We start from the raw sequence: 22,308 nt of genomic DNA, 5'->3' as shown, positions 1-22,308 counted from the left end.
GTGCGGGTTCAGGCTCGGGAGCCTCTGGCGCCGGCAAGGGCGCCGTTCCGTTGTGCCCACCCGTTCCGCCCCGGCGGAACGCATGCCCACAACGGACGGCGGCGCAGTAGGTAGGCTGCGGATCATGCTTGTCGCCGCAGCCGTCTGCCCCTCCCCGCCCCTCCTCCTCCCCGAGATCGCGACCGGCGCCGCCCCCGAGCTGGACGCCGCGCGGACGGCCTGCGCGGACGCCGTGGGGCTGCTCGCCGCCGCCCGCCCCGACCGGCTGTACGTCGTCGGCCCCGCCGCAGCGGGCGCGCACGGCGCCTACCCGGCCGGCACGACGGGCTCCTTCGCCGGATTCGGCGTCGACCTCTCCGTCCGCCTGGGCGAAGGCGAGGGCACGACGGCCTCCCTTCCCGCCTCCCTGGCCGTCGCCGCCTGGCTCCTGACCCGCGCCGCCTGGGCCGACGCCCCGATCGAGGGCCTGGCCGTGGCCGAGGCGACGGCACCGGACGCCTGCGCGGCGACCGGCCGCGAGCTCGCGGCCTCGGCCGAGCGCGTCGCCCTCCTGGTGATGGGCGACGGCAGCGCCTGCCGGACCGTGAAGGCCCCCGGCTACCTGGACGAGCGCGCGGCCGGCTTCGACGCGGAGGCGGCGAGGGCGCTCGGCACGGCCGACGTGGCCGCGCTGCTCGCGCTGGACGCCGGGCTCGCGGGAGAGCTGAAGGCGGCCGGCCGCGCCCCGTGGCAGGTCCTCGCGGGCGCGGCGGAGGGCGCGGGCCTCGACGGCCGACTGCTCTTCGAGGACGCCCCGTACGGCGTGGGGTACTTCGTGGCCGCCTGGTCCTGAAGGCCGGGCACGCGAACGGCGGACGGCCGCGGAGCACGCTGCTCCGCGGCCGTCCGCCGTGCGGAGGGACTGTCGGGTGACGTCGGTCGTCAGGCGGCCGGCGGCGGCGTCGCGCCACCGCTCCCGGGCGTGCCGTCGTCCTTGTGACCGATCCGGTCGATGGCGTCCTTCGCCTTGCCCGTACCGGACTGGATCTTGTCGCTGTACTTGCCCTTGGTCTTCTCGTCGACCAGCTTCGCGGCCTTGTCCAGACCGTGGTCGATCTTCTCGCCGTGCTGCTGCGCGAGGTCGGCGACCTTGTCCTTGGCCGGGGCGAGCTTGGCCTTCAGCGAATCCAGGAGACCCATGGGGCACCTTCCCTCCGCGGACCTCGGGGGCCCGTGTTCCGTGTCCTACCGTCGGGCGCCTTCGCCCGCGTCGTTGTCGGCGGCGGCCTCGGCCGACTGCTGCTTCGGGATCTCCACGGCCTCGGCGGCCGCCGTTCCGGCCGTCACCTCGTCCGTCTCGACGTCCGCGTCGACGTCCGCGTCGACCTTCGTCTCGACGTCCTCCGCGGGATCCGCCGCGGCCTCGGCCGTGACATCGGCCCCCGCATCGGAGGCGGCCTCGACCACGTCCTGCTTCTTCCGGCGAAACATTGCAAAAACGCCCATATTCACTCCATAGCGTACTCGGACGGGGCGGGCTCCGTGATGGTCGACGGTCGGAACCTCGCAACAGGCAACGAAGGCGGAGGGGGGCCGTCACGTAGCTCGTTCGGGGACCGGGCGGGAGGTTTGCGAGACTGGGACGGTGAGAAGCGCAGCTCCCGCCCCGCGGGTCATCGCCGTCGTCGGCCCCACGGCAGCCGGAAAGTCCGATCTGGGTGTATTCCTGGCGCAGCAGCTCGGCGGCGAGGTCGTCAACGCCGACTCGATGCAGCTCTACCGGGGGATGGACATCGGAACCGCCAAGCTGACGCTTGAGGAGCGCGGCGGCGTCCCGCACCACCTCCTCGACATCTGGGACGTCACGGAGGCCGCCAGCGTCGCCGAGTACCAGCGGCTCGCCCGCGCCGAGATCGACCGGCTGCTCGCCGAGGGCCGCACCCCGGTCCTCGTCGGCGGTTCCGGACTGTACGTACGGGGGGCCGTCGACGCCCTGGAGTTCCCCGGCACCGACCCCGCCGTCCGGGCCCGTCTGGAGGCCGAGCTGGAGGAGCGCGGCTCCGGCGTCCTGCACGCCCGGCTGGCCGAGGCCGACCCCGAGGCGGCCCGCGCGATCCTGCCCAGCAACGGCCGTCGCATCGTCCGGGCGCTCGAGGTGATCGAGATCACCGGCAAGCCCTTCACCGCCAACCTGCCCGGCCACGACTCCGTCTACGACACCGTCCAGATCGGCGTCGACGTCGCCCGCCCCGAGCTGGACGAACGGATCACCACGCGCGTGGACCGGATGTGGGAGGCCGGTCTCGTCGACGAGGTGCGCGCCCTGGAGGCGCAGGGGCTGCGCGAGGGGCGCACGGCGGCCCGCGCCCTCGGCTACCAGCAGGTCCTCGCGGCGCTCGCGGGGGAGTGCACCGAGGACGAGGCGCGCGCGGAGACCGTGCGGGCCACGAAGCGCTTCGCACGCCGCCAGGACTCGTGGTTCCGCCGCGACCCGCGGGTGCACTGGCTCAGCGGAGCGGCCGATCACCGCGGGGAACTCCCGCGGGAGGCGCTGTCGTTGGTCGAACGAGCGGTTACAGCCTGATCACGTGATGGCATCGGGACGCACTGCCCGTCATTTCGGCGGTCATGAGCGTGCCATCATCGAGCATCGATCGACCAAGTGGAGTCCGAGTGGGGAGGGCGCGTGGCGATGGAGGCCGGCCCTCGCGACAGAGAACAGCACGAGGCGGCCCTGAGTGACCCGACGGCGGATCCGTCGGGGGACACCCCGGGCCATCCGACGGACGACGCTCCCGTCGGCACGGCCTCGGGGCTGACCCCGGACGGACCGGACGACGCCGTGGGCACGGCCGTCGAGGTCGACGCCGACGAGGTCGAGGTCGAGCTGCGCCCCCAGCGCCGGCTGCGGATCTGGCAGCTCGCCCCGATCGTGGGTCTGGCCGCCGTCGGCTCGCTCATGTTCGCGTTCCCGCTGGCCTTCGGCTCGGGGGACGGCGGTGCGGTGGTCGCGATGCTCGGCCTCCTCATCAGCTCCTGCGCGGCGGGCTGGGGCATGATGGCCGCCCGCAAGGTCGGCTACACCTGGCCCGGCCTCCCGCCCCGCGGCTCGGGCGAGCGCCCGAACTGGCGCGTCCTCGCCCTCTACGTCTCGACGATCGCGGCCCTGGTGGCCCTGTCGGTCTGGCGCGTCGCCCGCCTGCGCTGAATCAGGGGCCCGTGCCCCATCCCTGCGCTGAGCCCTCGCCGGTCCGGTGGCCCCGGCCCTGCACGCAGTCGGCCCCGGCTCGCCCCGTACGGCCCCCCCGCCCCGCGCGGAGTCGCTCGGCCTTCATGGAGCCCGGCGCGGGCCCGCACGGAGTCGGGCCCGGGGCGGAGGGGCCGGAGCGCGCCTGGGGGCGGGGGCCGGTCTGTGGACAGGGTGGGCGGGGTGTCGGGCCCGACCCGTACAGTTGATCGCGTGACCAGCACGCAGACCTCGCCGCTCCCCTTCCTCAAGGGCCACGGCACCGAGAACGACTTCGTGATCGTCCCCGACGCGGAGAACGCCGTCGACCTGCCGCCCGCCGTCGTGGCGCGGCTCTGCGACCGGCGCGCCGGCATCGGGGGCGACGGGCTGCTGCACGTCGTCCGCAGCGCCGCCCACCCCGACGCCCGCCACCTGGCCGACGAGGCCGAGTGGTTCATGGACTACCGCAACGCCGACGGCTCGGTCGCCGAGATGTGCGGGAACGGCGTGCGGGTCTTCGCCCGCTACCTGGAGCACGCGGGGCACGTCACCGCCGGCGAGGTCGCCGTCGCCACCCGGGGCGGCGTGAAGTACGTCCACCTGGACAAGGACGGCTCCGTCACCGTCGCCATGGGCCGCGCCGTGCTCCCCGACGCCGGCGTCACCGTCACCGTCGACGGCCGCAGCTGGCCCGCGCGCAACGTGAACATGGGCAACCCGCACGCGGTCGCCTTCGTCGAGGACCTCGCCCACGCGGGGAACCTGTACGACGAGCCGCCGTACGAGCCCGCCGCGGTCTACCCGGACGGGGTGAACATCGAGTTCGTCGCCGACCGCGGCCCCCGCCACGTCGCCATGCGGGTCCACGAGCGCGGCGCCGCCGAGACCCGCTCCTGCGGCACCGGCGCCTGCGCCGTCGCCGTCGCCACCGCCCGCCGGGACGGCGTCGACCCCGCCGAGTCGGGCACCCCCGTCACGTACACCGTCGACGTCCTCGGCGGGACCCTGGTCATCACCGAGCACCCCGACGGCCGGATCGACATGACCGGCCCCGCGGTCATCGTCGCCGAGGGCACCGTCGACCCCGCCTGGCTCACGGCATGATCGCGTGCGACGGAATCGAAACTGTCAACGACTGAATTATCGCTCGAATGGGTGATCCGATTCACGCTGAGCGAGAGCGTGACTGCGCCGCGTGGTGGGGTCGGTAGCATCAAGCACCGGCCCCCCGGGCACGCCTGGCCCGCCCACCGCCGGTCCATGTTGCCGGAGGTGCCCCATGAGCGCAGAGGCCACCAACCCCGAGGCCGCCCCCACCGACGTGGCCGTCCGCAGACGCGGACGCGCCCGGATCGACCTCCGCCGCCTCGGCCGCGCCGCCCTGCTCGGCGCCACCGCAGGACCGGCGCCCCGTGACCGGCTGCCCGACGCCATCGGCCATGTGGCGGAGGCCCACCGCGCCCACCACCCCGAGGCCGACCTGACGGTGCTCGGCCGGGCGTACGTCCTCGCCGAGTCCTCGCACCGCGGCCAGTTCCGCAAGAGCGGCGAGGCCTACATCACCCACCCCCTCGCCGTCACCCTCATCCTCGCCGAGCTCGGCGCGGAGACCACCACCCTGACCGCCTCCCTCCTCCACGACACCGTCGAGGACACCGAGGTGACGCTCGATCAGGTCCGCCAGGAGTTCGGCGACGAGGTCGCCTATCTCGTCGACGGCGTCACCAAGGTCGAGAAGATCGACTACGGGGCCGCCGCCGAGCCCGAGACCTTCCGCAAGATGCTCGTCGCCACCGGCAGCGACGTCCGGGTCATGTCGATCAAGCTCGCCGACCGCCTCCACAACATGCGCACCCTCGGCGTGATGCGCCCCGAGAAACAGGCCCGGATCGCCAAGGTCACCCGCGACGTCCTCATCCCGCTCGCCGAGCGGCTCGGCGTCCAGGCCCTCAAGACCGAGCTGGAGGACCTGGTCTTCGCGATCCTCCACCCCGAGGAGTACGAGACCACCCGGGCGCTCATCGCCGGCAACCCCGGCGCCGTCGGCGAGCTCGCCGCCTTCGCCGACCAGGTCACCGCCCTCCTGCGCGAGGCCGGCATCGGCGCCGAAGTCCTCGTCCGTCCCCGGCACTTCGTCTCCGTCCACCGCGTCCGCCTCAAGCGCGGCGAGCTGCGCGGCTGCGACTTCGGACGCCTCCTCGTCCTCGTGGCCGAGGACGCCGACTGCTACGGGGTCCTCGGCGAGCTCCACACCTGTTTCACCCCGGTGATCTCCGAGTTCAAGGACTTCATCGCGGCCCCCAAGTTCAACCTGTACCAGTCCCTGCACACCGCGATCGCGGCCCCCGACGGCGCCGTCGCCGAAGTCCTCATCCGCACCCACCGGATGCACAAGGTCGCCGAGGCCGGCGTCGTCGCCCTCGGCAACCCCCACGTCGGCCAGGAGCCCGACGGCCCCCTCCCGGGCCCCGACGACGGCGAACGCGTCGACCCCACCCGCCCCGGCTGGCTCTCCCGGCTCCTCGACTGGCAGCAGTCCGCCCCCGACCCCGACACCTTCTGGACCTCGCTCCGCGCCGACCTCGCCGAGGACGACGAGATCACCGTCTTCCGCGCCGACGGCAGCGCCCCCGGCACCATCAGCCTGCCCGTCGGCGCCAGCTGCGTCGACGCCGCCTACGCCCAGCACGGCGAGGCCGCCCACGCCTGCCTCGGCGCCCGCGTCAACGGCCGCCTCGCCCCGCTGAGCACCGTCCTCGGCGACGGCGACACCGTCCAGCTGCTCCTCGCCCAGGACACCGTCTCCGGGCCGTCCCCGCAGTGGCTCGACCACGCCCGTACCCCTGCCGCGCGCATCGCGATCACCGGCTGGCTCCAGGCGCACCCCGAGAACACCGCGCCGCCCGCCGCCCCCAGCGACCCCCGGCCGCAGCTCAGCGTCCCCGCCGAGCGCCGCTCCGGCGCCGAGCTCCACGCCGACCTGGACGGCGAGCCGCCCGTGGCCGTACGCCCGGCGGGCTGCTGCACCCCCGTACCGCCCGACGAGATCACCGGCTTCCGGGTCCGCGGCGGCTCGGTCACCGTCCACCGCGCCCGCTGCTCCGCCGCCGACGCCATGCGCGACCTCGGCCGCGAGCCCGTCGCCGTCCGCTGGGGCGACACCGCGCAGGGCAGGGTCACCCTCGTCGCCGAGTCCTTCGGCCGGCCCGGACTGCTCGCCGACCTCACCGAGGCCATCGCCGCCTCCGGGGCCGCCGTCGTCTCGGCGAACGTCGAGCCGCCCAGCGAGCAGCGGGTCCGCCACACGTACACCCTCCACCTCCCCGACGTGGCCGGCCTCGCCGCCCTCATGCGCGCCATGCGGGACGTACCGGGCGTCTACGACGTCAGCCGGGCCCGCCACTCACGCGGGCTGAACTGACGCCGGGGCCGCGGACGAGGGCCCTCGGGCGACCCGGCCTCGGGCGAGGGCCTGCGGGTGACGGGCTTCGGGCGAGGGCCTACAGGTGACGGGCTTCGGGTGACGGCCTGCGGGCGGCGGCCTGCGGGCGGCGGGCTTCGGGCGGCGGGCTTCGGGTGACGGCCTGCGGGCGACGGCCTGCGGGGGACGGACCTCGGGTGACGGCCTGCGGACGACGGGCCTCGGGTGACTGCCCGCGGGCAACGGCCCCCCGGCCACCCGCCCCGGGGTTCGCCGGTCGGCCGTCAGCTTCGGGTGCCCCCTCCCGTGTCCCCCTTCGGGTGGCCGGCGCGCGCGTCGTCCCGGTGCGCGGCGGCCGCCCTGGTAGCCGTAGGGCCATTCCTCCGGAAAGGCCCTGGCCCATGCCGCTCGTCCGAACCCCCCTGCCCCGCGCGCGATGGCTCCGCTCCGCCGTCCTGGTCGCCGCCTCCGCCGGGCTCGTCGCCGCCGCGCTGCCCGCCCCCGCCCCGCTCGGCATCGGGGACCCGCTCTTCCCGCACCTCGGCAACCCCGGCTACGACGTCCTCGCGTACACCCTCGACCTCACCTATCCGGGGGTGAACACCAAGCCGCTCGCCGCCGTCACCCGCATCGACGCGCGCGCCACCGAGGACCTGGAGCGGCTCAACCTCGACTTCACCCACGGCAAGGTCTCCGCCGTCACCGTCGACGGCCTGCCCGCCGAGTACAGCAGCAGCGGCGAGGACCTCGTCGTCACCCCGGTCGCCCCGATCGACGCGGGGGAGGAGGTCCAGATCGACGTCACCCACACCAGCGACCCCACCGGCCCAGCCGACACCGGCGGCTGGGTCCGTACCGGCGACGGGCTCGCCATGGCCAACCAGGCCGACGCCGCCCACCGGGTCTTCCCCTCCAACGACCACCCGGCGGACAAGGCCCGCTTCACCTTCCGCATCACCGCCCCCAGCGACCTCACCGTCGTCGCCAACGGGCTCCCCGAAGGCCGCGTCGACCACGGCGCCACCACCACCTGGACGTACCGCGTCCACCACCCCATGGCCACGGAGCTCGCCCAGGTCTCCATCGGCCGCTCCACCGTCGTCCACCGCGAGGGCCCCCACGGGCTGCCCGTACGGGACGTCGTCGCCACCGCCGACCGGCAGCTCATGGAGCCCTGGCTGCGCCGCACCCCCGGCCACCTGGAGTGGATGGAGAAGCAGGTCGGCCCGTACCCCTTCGAGACGTACGGCGTGCTGATCGCCGACGCGGACACCGGCTTCGAGCTGGAGACCCAGACCCTCTCCCTCTTCGAACGCGGCCTCTTCACCGAGCCCGCCTACCCCGAGTGGTACGTCGACTCCGTCATGGTCCACGAGCTGGCCCACCAGTGGTTCGGCGACAGCGTCTCGCCCCGCACCTGGTCCGACCTGTGGCTCAACGAGGGACACGCCAGCTGGTACGAGGCCCTGTACGCCGAGGAGACCGCCGGCAAGTCCCTGGAGAAGCGCATGAAGGCCGCCTACGCCGCCTCCGACGGCTGGCGCGCCGACGGAGGACCGCCGGCCGCCCCCGAGCCCCCCTCGCCCAGCCACAAGATCAGCCTCTTCCGGCCCGTCGTCTACGACGGCAGCGCCCTCGTCCTCTACGCGCTCCGCCAGGAGATCGGCACTGAAGCCTTCCGGACCCTGGAGCGCCGCTGGGTCGCCGAGCACCGGGACGGCACCGCCACCACCGCCGACTTCACGGCCCTCGCCGGCGAGGTCGCCGGCCGGGACCTCACCGCCTTCTTCCGCGCCTGGCTGTACGAGGCGAAGACCCCCGCCATGCCCGGGCACCCGGACTGGCGCAGCCGCCCCGTCGAGGCCCCGAGGACCGCCCCGAAACCCGGGTGACGGGCCCCGCGCGGCCGTGTCACCATCTTCAGGTCGGCGACGCGGCCGCGGACGGGAATCTTCCGGCGCCCGCAGGCGTTGTGACCGGCACAGACACACATCTCCTCATCGACGTTAGGACCCAATGACCTCCTCTTCTTCCCCTTCCCAGGACCAGAGCTTCGCGGAGACGAGCCGTACCGAGAGCCTTCGGGCCGATGCCCTGATGGAAGAGGACGTCGCCTGGAGCCACGAGATCGACGGAGAGCGGGACGGCGAGCAGTTCGACCGCTCCGAGCGTGCGGCGCTGCGCCGTGTCGCGGGCCTCTCCACCGAGCTCGAGGACGTCACCGAGGTCGAGTACCGCCAGCTGCGCCTGGAGCGCGTCGTGCTGGTCGGTGTCTGGACCTCCGGGACGGTGCGGGACGCCGAGAACTCCCTCGCGGAGCTCGCGGCCCTCGCCGAGACGGCGGGCGCCCTCGTCCTCGACGGCGTGATCCAGCGCCGCGACAAGCCGGACCCGGCCACCTTCATCGGCTCGGGCAAGGCGCGCGAGCTGCGCGACATCGTGCTCGAGACCGGTGCCGACACCGTCGTCTGCGACGGCGAGCTCAGCCCCGGCCAGCTCATCGCCCTCGAAGACGTCGTCAAGGTGAAGGTGGTCGACCGGACCGCCCTCATCCTCGACATCTTCGCCCAGCACGCCAAGTCCCGAGAGGGCAAGGCGCAGGTCGCGCTCGCGCAGATGCAGTACATGCTGCCGCGACTGCGCGGCTGGGGTCAGTCGCTCTCCCGTCAGATGGGCGGCGGCGGCGGTGGCGGCATGGCCACCCGTGGTCCCGGTGAGACCAAGATCGAGACCGACCGGCGCCGCATCCGCGAGAAGATGGCGAAGATGCGCCGGGAGATCGCCGAGATGAAGACCGGCCGCGACATCAAGCGGCAGGAGCGGCGCCGTAACAAGGTGCCGTCGGTCGCCATCGCCGGATACACCAACGCCGGCAAGTCCTCCCTGCTCAACCGGCTCACGGGCGCGGGCGTCCTGGTGGAGAACGCGCTGTTCGCCACCCTCGACCCGACCGTCCGCCGGGCCGAGACGCCCACCGGCCGGATCTACACCCTGGCCGACACCGTCGGCTTCGTCCGGCACCTGCCGCACCACCTGGTCGAGGCGTTCCGCTCCACCATGGAGGAGGTCGCCGAGTCCGACCTCATCCTGCACGTGGTGGACGGCTCGCACCCCGCCCCGGAGGAGCAGCTCGCCGCCGTGCGCGAGGTCTTCCGCGACGTCGGCGCGGTGAACGTGCCGGAGATCGTCATCATCAACAAGGCCGACGCCGCGGACCCGCTGGTCCTCCAGCGCCTGCTGCGGATGGAGAAGCACTCCCTCGTGGTCTCGGCCCGTTCGGGCCAGGGCATCGACGAGCTCCTCGCGCTCATCGACTCCGAGCTGCCGCGCCCGGAGGTAGAGCTGGAGGTCCTCGTGCCGTACACGCAGGGCGGTCTCGTCTCGCGGGTGCACGCCGAGGGCGAGGTGCAGTCCGAGGAGCACACCCCGGAGGGCACCCTGCTCAAGGCCCGGGTGCACGAGGAACTGGCGGCGCTCCTCGCGCCGTACGTACCGGCCGCGCACTGACGAACGGCGAAGGCGCCGGCTTCTCCCCGCGGGAGGAGCCGGCGCCTTCTGCTGTCCTGCTGCGTCGCTCGGTGCGTCAGCGGGCGAACTTCTTGCTGACCATGTCGTGGGCGGCCTTGGCGCCCTGACCCAGCTGCGGTCCGGCGAGCCAGCCGTTGCCGCCGGCCGGGCCGATCGAGGTGTTCGACACCAGCGCCGTCTTGCCGTTCGGCAGCACGCGGAACCAGCCGCCGCCCGAGGAACCACCGGTCATCGTGCAGCCGATCCGGTACATCGTCGGCGTGGCCGGCGCCGTGGTGAGCCGGGTGGGCCGGTCGAGGCACTTGTGCATGATCATGCCGTTGTACGGGGGCGCCGCCGGGTAACCCCAGGCGCCCATCGTCCCGGCCTGCGCGGCCGTCGGCGCGGAGAAGTCGACCGGCAGGGCGACGCCGACGGTCTCCTCCAGGGACTTGCCGCCGCGCTCCGGCTGCACGTGCAGCACCGCGTAGTCGTACGGCCAGGCCTGGTTGGTGCCGCCCGCGTTGATCCACTCGCCCGAGGTCACGGCCCAGTCGGCCCAGAACTGGCCGTACGGGTACACCTCGTGCGGCTGCGCGTTCTGCAGCGCGGCGGGGGACTTGCCCAGGTCGTTGAAGGCCGGGACGAAGGTGATGTTGCGGTACCAGCCGCCCTTCTTGCCCGCGTGGACGCAGTGGCCGGCCGTCCAGACCAGGTTGGACTTCCCGGGCCGGCGCGGGTCCTTCACGATCGTGCCGGAGCAGACCATGGAGCCCTCGGGCGAGTCGAAGAAGATCTTGCCGACCGGGGCCGCGTTGCGGTGGTACGGCGTCTTCTCGCGCTGGGCCTTCACGGGCCGGGGCGTCGGGTCGGTGCCGCCGCTGCCGGCCTGCGCGGTGATCGTCTGGTCCGGGCTCTTCGCCGACTGCATGCGCGCCGGGTCCCAGAGTCCGTCGATGACCGGGTTGACGAAGTCCTCGGCCTCACGGAGCCACTTGTCCTGGTCCCAGTTCTTCCACTCGCCGTCCTTCCACTTGTCCAGGTCGACGCCGTGCTTCTTGAGCTTGTCGGCGAGGTCCTTGGTGAGGTCGGAGCCGGCGTCACCGCCGTCGGCGGCGGGCGCGGAACTACTCGCTCCGGCGGACGGCTTGCCGTCGGCCGGGGTCTCGGTGGGGCCGCAGGCCGTGGCGGTCAGCGTGAGCGCGGTGACCAGACCGAGGGCGGCGGGTAGGAGTCGTACGGAACGCATGAATGTATTCCCCGTTGGTATTGCCATGGACGTGTCATGAGCGGTGCACAGTATGCCGGTCGCGCCGGACAAGGGTGGAGGCGGGACCCCGCGGTCCCGCCTCCGTACGATGCCGCGCCTACTGGCCGGCGTACTTCTTGCTGACCTCTTCGAAGATGGCCTTCGCCTCGGGACCGAAGCGCGGACCCGCGAGCCAACCGGCCGTCGACGGGCCGATCGAGGTGTTCGACACCAGCGCAGGCTTGCCGTCATGGCCCTTGGCGACCCAGCCGCCACCGGAGGAACCACCGGTCATCGTGCAGCCGATCCGGTACATCGTCGGCTGTTCGGCCTTCAGGGACAGCCGGCCCGGCTTGTCCTGGCACTGGAACGCCTTCTGGCCGTCGAACGGCGGCGCCGCCGGGTAACCGGTCGCCGTCAGGCTCGCGATCTTCGGCACCGCGGGGGCGTTGAACTCCACCGGCAGCGCCGAACCGACCGTCTCCTCCAGGGACTTGCCCGAAGAGCCCTTCTCCGGGGTCACCTTGATGACCGCGAAGTCGTACGGAGCACCGGCGCCACCGGTGGACGCGCCCTCGGCGATCCACTGGTCGGAGGTCTTGACCCAGTCCGCCCACCACACGCCGTACGGGGCGATCTGCTCCCGCGTCGCCTTCTCCAGCGCGGAGGTCTCCATCGCCGCGTCGTTGTACGAGGGGACGAAGGCGATGTTGCGGTACCAGCCGCCCTCCTTGCCCTTGTGCACGCAGTGGCCGGCCGTCCAGACCAGGTTGGATTTGCCCGGGTGCGCGGGGTCCTTCACGACCGTCGCCGAGCAGACCATCGAGCCCTCGGGGCCGTCGAAGAAGACCTTGCCGGACTCGGGGGCGTTGTCGTGGTACTTCGCCGCCACGGCCTTCGCCTTCACCGGGTCGGGCGTCGGGTCGGTGACACCCTTGTCGCCCGAGATGTCCTCCTCCTCGACCGGCTTGTCGGGGCGCTCGGCCTCGCGCATCCGGTCCGGGTCCCAGAGGTCCTCGATGATCGGGTTGACGAAGTCCTTGGCCTCACGCAGCCACTTGTCGCGGTCCCAGTTCTTCCACTCGCCGTTCCGCCACTTGTCGAGGTCGATCCCGTGTTCCTTCAGGCGGTCCTTCAGGTCCTCCGGAATCTTGAGCTTGTCCGGGTCCAGGCTCGCGGGCGCGACGGGCTTGTCGCCTCCCGCGTTCTCCTCGCTCGGACCGCAGGCCGTGACGGTGAGCGTCAGCGCCGCGACGGCGGAAGCCGCCATCAGCAGCGGACGAATCGATCGCATCTCGTGATCCCCCTGGGACTACGTCAACTTGTGCATGGTGCATGGGCGAAGACCGGCCGGACCCTCGCGGGTGCGACCGACGGCCCCCACTATGCCGGTGCCGGAGGGGACGGTACGCGCCCCGTCCACGGTTCCGGGCACCGTTCAGCCGTTGCCGTGCCGTGATCCGGGACACGCCAACTTCCTGCCTCCCGGCCCGTGATCCCCGGCAGTTCCCGTCGTTGGTACGTACGGGGGACACAACGGTGGCGTTCAGGGCGGCCCTTGCGGCCGGCTTCGCGACGCCCCGATGTGCAACGCAACTGTTACAGCGGGAGGACACCCAGCCGTGGCCGTGACCGAATCAGCTCCGGCCGTCCCACCGGCCGCCCACACCCAGCCCCGCCCGACGGACCGGGACCGGCCGGAGCGGGACCGGCCAGACCGGGACCGCTCGGACGGGGACCGCTCGGACCGGGACCGGCCGGATCGGGATCAGACGGACCGGGGCCGGACGGAGCGCGGGGGCGAGTACGAGGGCATCCTGCGCCGCCAGTCCCAGCGCGAGTCCGCCGCCCGCACCTACGCCCGCTCCCTGCCGATCGTCCCCGTACGGGCCCGCGGGCTGACCATCGAGGGCGCCGACGGCCGCCGCTATCTGGACTGCCTGTCCGGCGCCGGGACACTCGCCCTCGGCCACAACCACCCCGTGGTCCTGGAAGCCATCAGGAAGGTCCTCGACTCCGGCGCCCCCCTCCACGTCCTCGACCTCGCCACCCCCGTCAAGGACGCCTTCACCTCCGAACTGTTCGCCACCCTCCCCGGCGAACTCGCCGACGACGCCCGCATCCAGTTCTGCGGACCGGCCGGTACGGACGCGGTCGAGGCGGCGCTCAAACTCGTCCGGACGGCCACCGGCCGCAGCGGCCTCCTCGCCTTCACCGGCGCCTACCACGGCATGACGGCCGGAGCCCTCGACGCCTCGGGAGGCGCGACCGACGTCCGCGTGACCCGGCTGCCCTACCCGCAGCAGTACCGCTGCCCCTTCGGCGTCGGCGGCGAACGCGGCGCCGAACTCGCCGCCCGCTGGACCGAGAACCTCCTCGACGACCCCAAGAGCGGCGTCACCACCCCCGCCGGAATGATCGTCGAGGCCGTCCAGGGCGAGGGCGGCGTCATCCCCGCCCCCGACGACTGGATGCGCCGGATGCGCCGCGTCACGGCCGACCGCTCCGTCCCCCTCATCGTCGACGAGGTCCAGACCGGCGTCGGCCGCACCGGCACCTTCTGGGCCGTCGAGCACAGCGGCGTCGTGCCCGACGTGATGGTCCTCTCCAAGGCCATCGGCGGCTCCCTCCCGCTCGCGGTCATCGTCTACCGGTCGGAGCTCGACGCCTGGGAACCCGGCGCCCACGCCGGCACCTTCCGCGGCAACCAGCTCGCCATGGCCGCCGGCGCGGCCACCCTCGCGTACGTCCGCGAGAACGAGCTCGCCGAACGGGCCGGCACCCTCGGCGCCCGTATCCTCGGCCGCCTCCAGGGCCTCGCCACCGCCCACCCCTGCGTCGGCGACGTCCGCGGCCGAGGCCTGATGATCGGCGTCGAACTCGTCGATCCCGAAGCGGCCGGCCCGGACGACCCCGTCCCGCCCCCGGCCCCCGCCCTGGCCCTCGCCGTCCAGCAGGAGTGCCTCGCCCGCGGACTCATCGTCGAACTCGGCGGCCGCCACTCCGCGGTGGTCCGGCTCCTGCCCCCGCTCACCCTCACCGACGAGCAGGCCAACGCCGTCCTGGACCGCTTCGCCGACGCCCTCGCCGCGGCCGAACGGGCCCACACCCCCCACCCGCCCGCCTCCCCCCGGGCCACGGCCCCCCGGAACGCCTCCGGCCCGTCCCACTGACCCCGGACCGCCCCGGCCCCCACCCCCAAGGAAGCCCCCGTGAACGCCACCCCCACCACCCCGCCCCCCACCACTGAGCCACCCCGCACCCCCGCCCCCCTCCCCCCGGAGCCCCCTCACCGCGCCCCCCTCCACCCCGCGCCCCTCAACCCCACCCCCCTCCACTCCGGGCCCCTCAACCCCGCCCCCTTCCACTCCACCCCCCTCCACTCCACGCCCGTCCACTCCGCGTCCCTCCACCCCGAGGGCCGGACCATGCAGGCGCTCCTCCCGGACACGTTCAGGTCCGAGGAGCCCGGTGTGGATCCGTTCGGCGCCGAGGAACCCACCGTTCCGCGCCAGCACACCGGACCGTACGAGCCCCCGAGCCGCCGCCCGGCCGCCGGCCCCGACCCGCTGGACGACCCCGACCCCCAGCGCGCCGCCGACGCCGCCGCCGTCGAGAACCTCCTCCGCTGCTGGGTCAGGGAGAAGAACCTCCCCGCCCCCGCATCCACCACCCTGCGCATCCCCCTCGACGCCAGCGGCACCGCCCTCCTCGTCCCCGTCCGCTACTGGTCGCCCACCGGCTGGCACCGCTTCGGCGCCCCCGCCTTCGAAGGACTCCCGGCCTCGGCGCCGGCCACCGACGCCGTCACGGTGGCCGCCCTGCTGAGCCGCGAGACCGGCCGCTCCGAGGGCACCGACCTCGTCGGCCGCGTCGCCGACTCCACTCGCCGCACCGCCGACTTCCTCACCGAGCGCCGCCGCCGCCCCGAGCCGCACCCGGACGCCGACCTCTTCCTCGCCGCCGAACAGTCCCTGCTGCTCGGCCACCCGCTCCACCCCACCCCCAAGAGCCGCGAAGGACTCTCCGAGGCCGAAGGCCGGCTCTACTCACCCGAACTCCACGGCTCCTTCCCCCTCCACTGGATCGCCGTCGACCGCACCCTCCTGGCCACCGACTCCGCCTGGACCGAACAGGGCCGGCCCGTCACCGCCGAACAACTCGCCTCCGGCCTCGCCGAAGGACTCGCCCTCCCCACCGGCACCGCACCGCTGCCCCTGCACCCCTGGCAGGCCCGCGAACTCCTGCACCGCCCCGACGTCCGGACCCTCCTCGACGCCGGCCTCCTGCACGACCTCGGCCTCCACGGCAGCCCCTGGCACCCCACCTCCTCCGTCCGTACCGTGCACCGCCCCGGAGCCCGGGCCATGCTCAAGCTCTCCCTCGGTCTGCGCATCACCAACTCCCGCCGCGAGAACCTCCGCAAGGAACTCCACCGCGGCGTCGAGGTCCACCGACTGCTCCGCACCGGGCTCGTCGACGAGTGGCAGGCGGCCCACCCGGCCTTCGACATCGTCCGCGACCCGGCCTGGCTCGCCGTCGACGCCCTCGACGGCACCCCCGTCCCCGGCCTCGACGTGATGATCCGCCACAACCCCTTCGGCCCCGGCGACGACGCCGTCTGCATCGCCTCCCTCACGGCGCCCCGCCCCTGGCCCGGAGCCACCACCATGCGCTCCCGGCTCGCCGATCTCATCGGACGGCTCTCCGCCCGCACCGGCCGCCCCACGACCGCCGTCGCCGCCGAGTGGTTCCTCCGCTACCTCGACCAGGTCGTCCGCCCCGTCCTCTGGCTCGACGGCCACGCCGGCATCGCCCTGGAGGCCCACCAGCAGAACACCCTGGTGCTCCTGGACCCGGAGGGCTGGCCGGTCGGCGGCCGCTACCGCGACAACCAGGGCTACTACTTCCGCGAGTCCCACCGGGGCGAGCTGGAGAGCCGCCTCCCCGGCATCGGCGCCGACAGCGACACCTTCGTCTCCGACCAGGTCACCGACGAGCGCTTCGCCTACTACCTCGGCATCAACAACGTCCTCGGTCTGATCGGCGCCTTCGGCGCCCAGCACCTCGCCGACGAACGCGTCCTGCTCGCCGCCTTCCGCAGCTTCCTCATCTCCGCCACCAGCCTCGGCTCACCCCTTCCGCACCGGCTCCTGGAAGCCGCCACCCTGCGCAGCAAGGCCAATCTCCTCACCCGCCTCCACGGCCTGGACGAGCTCGTCGGGCCCGTCGACACCCAGTCCGTCTACGTCACCGTCACCAACCCCCTCCGTAGCTGAACCACCCCGGCGGCGCCTCACGCCGCCCCCGACCACACCGCCGAGAGGAGAGCGACACCGTGTCACCCACCCACCCACCGGTCGACCCGCCGGGGGAGGACACCCTGGACCTGAGGGTCGACGACCTCGTCGCCCTCCTCGACGGCGACCTGCTGGACTCCGTCGCCGGCTGGAGCCCCGCCGACACCCCGGTGGGCTCCTTCCGGCTCGTACCCGTGCGGCTCGAACGCGATCTGCCGCTCCTCACCCGATGGATGAACGACCCCGCCGTCGCCGCCTTCTGGGAACTCGCCGGACCCGACACCGTCACCGCCGAGCACGTCCGCGCCCAACTCGAGGGCGACGGCCGGAGCGTCCCCTGCCTCGGCGTCCTCGACGGCACCCCCATGAGCTACTTCGAGATCTACCGCGCCGATCTCGACCCGCTCGCCCGGCACTACCCGGCGATTCCCCACGACACCGGTATCCACCTGCTGATCGGAGGCGCCACCGACCGGGGCCGCGGCGTCGGCACCACGCTCCTCCGCGCCGTCGCCGATCTCGTCCTCGACCACCGTCCCCGCTGCACCCGGGTCGTCGCCGAACCCGACATCCGCAACACCCCCTCCGTCTCCGCTTTCCTCACCGGCGGCTTCCGCTACGCGGCGGAAGTCGACCTCCCCGACAAAAGAGCCGCGCTCATGATCCGTGACCGGGCCCTTCGCCACGTTCTGTGAACACCCCTCTGCCTTACATACACCGCTCGACCCACAGCGGTTCCCACCCCGAGGAGTCCTCGTGTCGACGTCCCCTGCACCCCACGACTCCGCACCACCCAGCCCGGCCGGCCCGGCTCCCACCGACGGACCCGCGCCCGAGCTGCTCGCACCCCCCGAGCTGAACGCCGCCGCATGGACACGGGCCTGCTCCCGCCTCCTCGCCAAGGCCCTCTCCGAGTTCTCCTACGAGGAGATCCTCGAACCCGTGCCCATGGACGACGGCGAACCCGACCGCCACGCACTGCGCCTCGACGACGGCACCACGCTCACCTTCCGTGCCCGCCGCGGCGCCTACGGCAGCTGGCACGTCACCGCCGGCTCCGTCACCCACGAAGGCCTGCCCCTCACCGACCCCTTCGACTTCCTGGTCCGCGCGCGCCTCCTCCTCCGGCTCGACGGCGCCACCCTCGGCCATCTGATCCGTGAGCTCTCCGCCACCCTGGCCGCCGACGCCCGCCTCGACCACACGGCCCTCACCGCCGCCGAGCTCGCCGAACTCTCCTACGCGGAACTCGAAGGCCACCAGACCGGCCACCCCTGGCTCGTCCTCAACAAGGGCCGCATCGGCTTCTCCGCCACCGACGCCGCCCACTGGGCCCCCGAAGCCCGCCGCGCGACCCGACTGCCGTGGATCGCCGTCAGCAACCGCCTCGCCGCCTACCGCGGCGTCTCCGGCCTCGACACCCCCGACCGGCTCTACGCCCGGGAACTCGACCCCGAGGTGCACGCCGCCTTCCGCGCCGCGCTGACCGCCCGCGGCCACGAACCCGACGGCTACCTCCTGCTGCCCGTCCACCCCTGGCAGTGGGACGAGATCCTGCTGCCGCTCTACGCCCCGGCCATCGCCACCGGCGCCGTCGTCCCCCTCCCCGCCGACGGCGACCTCCGGCTGCCGCAGCAGTCCGTCCGTACCTTCCTCAACACCAGCCGCCCCGACCGGCACACCGTGAAACTGCCGCTGTCGGTGCTCAACACCCTCGTCTGGCGCGGACTGCCCACCGAGCGGACCCTCGCCGCGCCCGCCGTCACCGCCTGGGTCCACGGCCTGCGCGAGGACGACCCCTTCCTGCGGGACGAATGCGGGGTGATCCTCCTCGGCGAGGTCGCCTCCGTCACCGTCGAGCACCCGCTGTACGACCGGCTGCCCGAAGTCCCGTACCAGTACAAGGAACTCCTCGGCGCGATCTGGCGCGAACCCCTGAGGCTGCCCCCGGGCGAGCGGGCCCGCACGCTCGCCTCCCTCCTCCACACCGACCCCGAGGGCCGGGCGTTCGTCGCCGAACTCGTCGAGCGCTCCGGGCTCGCCCCCGCCGTCTGGCTCCAGCGCCTCTTCGCCGCCCTGCTGCCCCCGCTGCTGCACTTCCTCTACCGCTACGGCACCGTCTTCTCCCCGCACGGAGAGAACGCGATCGTCGTCTACGACGGCGAGGACGTCCCCGTCCGCCTCGCGATCAAGGACTTCGTCGACGACGTCAACATCAGCGCACAGCCGCTGCCCGAGCACGACTCGCTCCCCGACGACGTCCGCGCCGTCCTCCTCACCGAGGAACCCGACTTCCTGATCCAGTTCATCCATTCGGGGCTCTTCGTCGGCGTCTTCCGCTACCTGGCTCCGCTCTGCGAGGACCAACTCGGAGTGCCCGAGCAGGACTTCTGGGGCCTCGTCCGGGCGGAGATCCTGCGACACCAGGCCCGCTTCCCCGAGCTGAAGGAAAGGTTCGAACTCTTCGACCTCCTGGCCCCGCGCATCGAGCGGCTCTGTCTCAACCGCAACCGTCTGCACCTGGACGGCTACCGGGACCGGCCCCAGCGCCCGCACGCGGCCGTCCACGGCACCGTCCCCAACCCGCTCGCGTGAGGCGCACGCGTGCCCCGGCTGTCAGTGCCGCCCCGTAGGGTGGAAGGGCTATGACGAAGCCATCCCTCCCCGACCTCCTCCACGCCGCCGTCTCCGCCGTCGGCGGCACGGAGCGGCCCGGCCAGGTCGCCATGGCCGAGGCCGTGGCCGAGGCCATCGACGACAACTCCCACCTCCTCGTCCAGGCCGGCACCGGCACGGGCAAGTCGCTCGGCTATCTCGTGCCGGCGCTCGCCCAGGGCGAGCGGGTGGTGGTGGCCACGGCCACCCTGGCGCTCCAGCGTCAGCTCGTCGAGCGCGACCTTCCCCGGACGGTCGACGCGCTGCATCCGCAGCTGCGCCGCCGCCCGCAGTTCGCCATGCTCAAGGGCCGGTCGAACTACCTCTGTCTGCACCGGCTCCACGAAGGCGTCCCGCAGGACGAGGAGGACGGCCTCTTCGACCCCTTCGAGGCGGCCGCGCCCACCAGCAAGCTGGGCCAGGACCTGCTGCGGCTGCGGGACTGGTCGGACGAGACGGAGACCGGCGACCGGGACGACCTGACGCCGGGCGTCTCCGACAAGGCCTGGGCCCAGGTCTCGGTCTCCTCCCGGGAGTGCCTCGGCGCGAGCAAGTGCGCGTACGGGCCGGAGTGCTTCGCCGAGGCCGCACGCGAGCGCGCCAAGCTCGCGGACGTCGTCGTCACCAACCACGCCCTCCTCGCCATCGACGCCATCGAGGGCGCCCCGGTGCTCCCGCAGCACGAGGTGCTGATCGTCGACGAGGCCCATGAGCTGGTCTCCCGGGTCACGGGCGTCGCCACCGGCGAGCTCACGCCGGGCCAGGTCAACCGCGCCGTGCGCCGGGCCGCGAAGCTCGTGGACGAGAAGACGGCCGACCAGCTGCAGACCGCCGCGGAGGGTTTCGAGCGGGTCATGGAGCTGGCCTTGCCGGGTCGCCTGGAGGAGATCCCGGAGGACCTGGCGTACGCGTTGATGGCGCTCCGGGACGCGGCCCGCAACGTGATCACCGCCCTGGGCAACACACGGGACCGGGCCGTGCAGGACGAGGACGCGGTGCGCAAGCAGGCGATGGCCTCGGTGGAGACCGTGCACGGCGTGGCGGAGCGGATCACCCACGGTTCCGAGTACGACGTCGTCTGGTACGAGCGTCACGACCGGTTCGGGGCCTCGCTGCGGGTCGCGCCGCTGACCGTCTCGGGCCTGCTGCGGGAGAAGCTCTTCACGGAGCGGTCCGTGGTGCTCGCCTCGGCCACGCTCAAGCTCGGCGGCGACTTCAACGGGGTCGGGGCCTCGCTCGGACTGGCCCCCGAGGGCACCACGGGCGACGACCTGCCGGTCTGGAAGGGCATCGACGTCGGCTCCCCGTTCGACTACCCGAAGCAGGGCATCCTGTACGTCGCCAAGCACCTCTCGAAGCCCGCGCGCGACGGGCAGCGGGGCGACATGCTCGACGAGCTCACCGAACTGATGCAGGCGGCCGGCGGGCGGACCCTCGGTCTCTTCTCCTCCATGCGCGCCGCGCAGCAGGCGGCGGAGGAGCTGCGGGTCCGGATCCCGGAGCTGCCGATCCTGCTCCAGGGCGAGGACACGCTGGGCGAGCTGATCAAGAACTTCGCGGCCGACCCAAAGACCTGTCTCTTCGGCACGCTCTCGCTCTGGCAGGGCGTGGACGTGCCGGGGCCCAGCTGTCAGCTGGTCGTCATGGACAAGATCCCGTTCCCGCGGCCGGACGACCCGCTGATGAGCGCGCGGCAGAAGGCCGTCGAGGAGGCCGGCGGCAACGGCTTCATGGCGGTCGCCGCGACGCACGCGGCCCTGCTGATGGCCCAGGGCGCGGGCCGGCTGGTGCGCGCGACCGGTGACCGGGGCGTGGTCGCGGTCCTCGATCCCCGGCTGGCCACCGCCCGCTACGGCAGCTATCTGAAGGCTTCGCTGCCCGACTTCTGGTACACGACGGACCGCAACCAGGTGCGGAAGTCGCTCGCGGCGATCGACGCCGCCTCGAAGACGGCCGACGTCTGACGGGGCCGGCTCCGGACATGGCAGGGCCCCGGGACCGGCGCAGTGGGTCCCGGGGCCCGGTCAGAGCCGGCGGGGAGGGTCACACCCGCCGGAGCACCGCCACGACCTTGCCGAGGATGGTGGCCTCGTCGCCGGGGATGGGCTGGTACGCAGCGTTGTGCGGGAGCAGCCAGACGTGGCCGTCCTCGCGCTTGAAGCGCTTGACGGTGGCCTCGCCGTCGAGCATCGCGGCGACGATGTCGCCGTTCTCCGCGACGGGCTGACGGCGGACGGTGACCCAGTCGCCGTCACAGATGGCGGCCTCGATCATCGAGTCGCCGACGACCTTCAGGACGAACAGCTCGCCGTCGCCGACCAGCTGGCGGGGGAGGGGGAAGACGTCCTCGACGGACTCCTCGGCCAGGATGGGGCCACCGGCCGCGATCCGGCCGACCAGCGGGACGTACGACGCGGCCGGCTTGCCGGTGGTGTCCGTGGGCTGGGTGCTCGGCTGGTCGGAGCCACGGACCTCGTAGGCACGGGGCCGGTGCGGGTCGCGGCGGAGGAAGCCCTTGCGCTCGAGTGCCATGAGCTGGTGCGCGACCGAGGAGGTGCTGGAGAGGCCGACCGCCTGCCCGATCTCCCGCATCGACGGCGGGTAGCCGCGCCGCTGGACCGAGTCGCGGATGACTTCGATGACCCTGCGCTGCCGGTCCGTGAGTCCGGAGCTGTCGGCGCGGATGCCTGGAGGTCGCCCGGGGAGGGCGCGGGCGGGTCGCCCGGGCTCCTCGCCGTTCATGCTTGCGTCATTCATGGCGTGCACCGGCTCGAGTCGGCCCTGGGAGCGGTCCTGGGCGGTGATGGTGGCACTGTCTGCGGTGGTGGTCACGTCGTCGGCCCCTCTCGAATGGTCTCCCTGGCTGGCACAACGGTAGTGGCTTTCGAAAGGTTGCGCCAAACACACGTTCGAGTGAAAATTCGCAGATTGCCTTACGCGCGTATGTGCGGGGGTGTATGAGCCCGCT

The 22,308-nt window shown here is 73.2% G+C and carries 17 protein-coding genes; 12 read left to right on the top strand and 5 right to left on the bottom strand.

What is annotated here, in order from left to right:
* Positions 1 to 124: 124 nt before the first annotated feature.
* Entirely contained in the window at positions 125 to 832 is a 708-nt protein-coding gene (locus ACWGN5_RS31390) for a class III extradiol dioxygenase subunit B-like domain-containing protein (RefSeq protein WP_453521461.1), read from the top strand.
* 89 nt (positions 833 to 921) lie between these two features.
* Here ACWGN5_RS31390 and ACWGN5_RS31385 read toward each other — a convergent pair whose 3' ends face one another.
* Positions 922 to 1,179, bottom strand: coding sequence for an antitoxin (locus tag ACWGN5_RS31385; RefSeq protein WP_453521458.1), 258 nt, complete (start codon positions 1,177 to 1,179; stop codon positions 922 to 924).
* A gap of 45 nt (positions 1,180 to 1,224) precedes the next feature.
* Positions 1,225 to 1,485, bottom strand: coding sequence for a hypothetical protein (locus tag ACWGN5_RS31380; protein WP_453521455.1), 261 nt, complete (start codon positions 1,483 to 1,485; stop codon positions 1,225 to 1,227).
* 139 nt (positions 1,486 to 1,624) lie between these two features.
* Between ACWGN5_RS31380 and miaA the strand changes: the two genes are divergently transcribed.
* From miaA to hflX, 6 genes are all read left to right on the top strand, one after another.
* Positions 1,625 to 2,563 (top strand): tRNA (adenosine(37)-N6)-dimethylallyltransferase MiaA, encoded by a 939-nt coding sequence (gene miaA / locus ACWGN5_RS31375; protein ID WP_453521453.1) that lies wholly within the window; start codon positions 1,625 to 1,627, stop codon positions 2,561 to 2,563.
* A gap of 108 nt (positions 2,564 to 2,671) precedes the next feature.
* Positions 2,672 to 3,187, top strand: a complete 516-nt coding sequence (locus tag ACWGN5_RS31370; protein ID WP_453521468.1) for a hypothetical protein — start codon at positions 2,672 to 2,674, stop codon at positions 3,185 to 3,187.
* A 252-nt stretch (positions 3,188 to 3,439) separates the two neighbouring features.
* Positions 3,440 to 4,312, top strand: a complete 873-nt coding sequence (gene dapF / locus ACWGN5_RS31365; RefSeq protein ID WP_453521450.1) for a diaminopimelate epimerase — start codon at positions 3,440 to 3,442, stop codon at positions 4,310 to 4,312.
* 175 nt (positions 4,313 to 4,487) lie between these two features.
* Positions 4,488 to 6,629 carry a RelA/SpoT family protein gene (locus ACWGN5_RS31360; protein ID WP_453521447.1) on the top strand — a complete coding sequence of 714 codons (2,142 nt, stop codon included), beginning with the start codon at positions 4,488 to 4,490 and terminating at the stop codon, positions 6,627 to 6,629.
* 401 nt (positions 6,630 to 7,030) lie between these two features.
* Positions 7,031 to 8,521, top strand: coding sequence for a M1 family metallopeptidase (locus tag ACWGN5_RS31355; RefSeq protein WP_453521444.1), 1,491 nt, complete (start codon positions 7,031 to 7,033; stop codon positions 8,519 to 8,521).
* A gap of 124 nt (positions 8,522 to 8,645) precedes the next feature.
* A complete protein-coding gene (hflX, locus tag ACWGN5_RS31350; protein WP_453521442.1) occupies positions 8,646 to 10,136 on the top strand; it encodes a GTPase HflX in 1,491 nt (496 codons plus the stop codon).
* A gap of 76 nt (positions 10,137 to 10,212) precedes the next feature.
* On the opposite strand, the gene ACWGN5_RS31345 is transcribed toward hflX, so the two are convergent.
* Positions 10,213 to 11,385, bottom strand: coding sequence for a trypsin-like serine peptidase (locus tag ACWGN5_RS31345; protein WP_453521440.1), 1,173 nt, complete (start codon positions 11,383 to 11,385; stop codon positions 10,213 to 10,215).
* Positions 11,386 to 11,503: 118 nt separating this feature from the next.
* On the bottom strand, positions 11,504 to 12,679 hold the full coding sequence (locus ACWGN5_RS31340; protein WP_453521438.1) for a trypsin-like serine peptidase: 1,176 nt from the start codon (positions 12,677 to 12,679) through the stop codon (positions 11,504 to 11,506).
* Positions 12,680 to 13,199: 520 nt separating this feature from the next.
* Here ACWGN5_RS31340 and ACWGN5_RS31335 point away from each other — a divergent pair.
* From ACWGN5_RS31335 to ACWGN5_RS31315, 5 genes are all read left to right on the top strand, one after another.
* Positions 13,200 to 14,558 (top strand): diaminobutyrate--2-oxoglutarate transaminase family protein, encoded by a 1,359-nt coding sequence (locus ACWGN5_RS31335; RefSeq protein ID WP_453521466.1) that lies wholly within the window; start codon positions 13,200 to 13,202, stop codon positions 14,556 to 14,558.
* A 255-nt stretch (positions 14,559 to 14,813) separates the two neighbouring features.
* Positions 14,814 to 16,664, top strand: coding sequence for an IucA/IucC family protein (locus ACWGN5_RS31330; protein ID WP_453521464.1), 1,851 nt, complete (start codon positions 14,814 to 14,816; stop codon positions 16,662 to 16,664).
* Between the two features lie 59 nt (positions 16,665 to 16,723).
* Entirely contained in the window at positions 16,724 to 17,380 is a 657-nt protein-coding gene (locus ACWGN5_RS31325; RefSeq protein ID WP_453521435.1) for a GNAT family N-acetyltransferase, read from the top strand.
* A 61-nt stretch (positions 17,381 to 17,441) separates the two neighbouring features.
* Entirely contained in the window at positions 17,442 to 19,280 is a 1,839-nt protein-coding gene (locus tag ACWGN5_RS31320; protein ID WP_453521434.1) for an IucA/IucC family protein, read from the top strand.
* A gap of 50 nt (positions 19,281 to 19,330) precedes the next feature.
* The gene (locus ACWGN5_RS31315) at positions 19,331 to 21,304 is read left to right on the top strand and encodes an ATP-dependent DNA helicase (RefSeq protein WP_453521432.1); all 1,974 of its coding nucleotides are present in this window, start codon (positions 19,331 to 19,333) and stop codon (positions 21,302 to 21,304) included.
* 79 nt (positions 21,305 to 21,383) lie between these two features.
* Here ACWGN5_RS31315 and lexA read toward each other — a convergent pair whose 3' ends face one another.
* Positions 21,384 to 22,172 carry a transcriptional repressor LexA gene (gene lexA / locus ACWGN5_RS31310; RefSeq protein ID WP_015036661.1) on the bottom strand — a complete coding sequence of 263 codons (789 nt, stop codon included), beginning with the start codon at positions 22,170 to 22,172 and terminating at the stop codon, positions 21,384 to 21,386.
* Between the last annotated feature and the right edge of the window lie 136 nt (positions 22,173 to 22,308).

The sequence above is a fragment of the Streptomyces sp. NPDC055815 genome (genome assembly GCF_053616475.1).
This window is presented reverse-complemented; position numbering and strand designations above follow the sequence as displayed.

Excerpts from the sequence above, each read along its gene's own strand:
- ACWGN5_RS31360 (WP_453521447.1), top strand. The coding sequence starts at position 4,488 with ATGAGCGCAGAGGCCACCAACCCCGAGGCCGCCCCCACCGACGTGGCC.
- ACWGN5_RS31315 (WP_453521432.1), top strand. The coding sequence starts at position 19,331 with ATGACGAAGCCATCCCTCCCCGACCTCCTCCACGCCGCCGTCTCCGCC.
- ACWGN5_RS31380 (WP_453521455.1), bottom strand. The coding sequence starts at position 1,485 with ATGGGCGTTTTTGCAATGTTTCGCCGGAAGAAGCAGGACGTGGTCGAG.
- ACWGN5_RS31390 (WP_453521461.1), top strand. The coding sequence starts at position 125 with ATGCTTGTCGCCGCAGCCGTCTGCCCCTCCCCGCCCCTCCTCCTCCCC.
- ACWGN5_RS31340 (WP_453521438.1), bottom strand. The coding sequence starts at position 12,679 with ATGCGATCGATTCGTCCGCTGCTGATGGCGGCTTCCGCCGTCGCGGCG.
- ACWGN5_RS31345 (WP_453521440.1), bottom strand. The coding sequence starts at position 11,385 with ATGCGTTCCGTACGACTCCTACCCGCCGCCCTCGGTCTGGTCACCGCG.
- hflX (WP_453521442.1), top strand. The coding sequence starts at position 8,646 with ATGACCTCCTCTTCTTCCCCTTCCCAGGACCAGAGCTTCGCGGAGACG.
- ACWGN5_RS31385 (WP_453521458.1), bottom strand. The coding sequence starts at position 1,179 with ATGGGTCTCCTGGATTCGCTGAAGGCCAAGCTCGCCCCGGCCAAGGAC.
- ACWGN5_RS31370 (WP_453521468.1), top strand. The coding sequence starts at position 2,672 with ATGGAGGCCGGCCCTCGCGACAGAGAACAGCACGAGGCGGCCCTGAGT.
- ACWGN5_RS31330 (WP_453521464.1), top strand. The coding sequence starts at position 14,814 with ATGCAGGCGCTCCTCCCGGACACGTTCAGGTCCGAGGAGCCCGGTGTG.
- ACWGN5_RS31355 (WP_453521444.1), top strand. The coding sequence starts at position 7,031 with ATGCCGCTCGTCCGAACCCCCCTGCCCCGCGCGCGATGGCTCCGCTCC.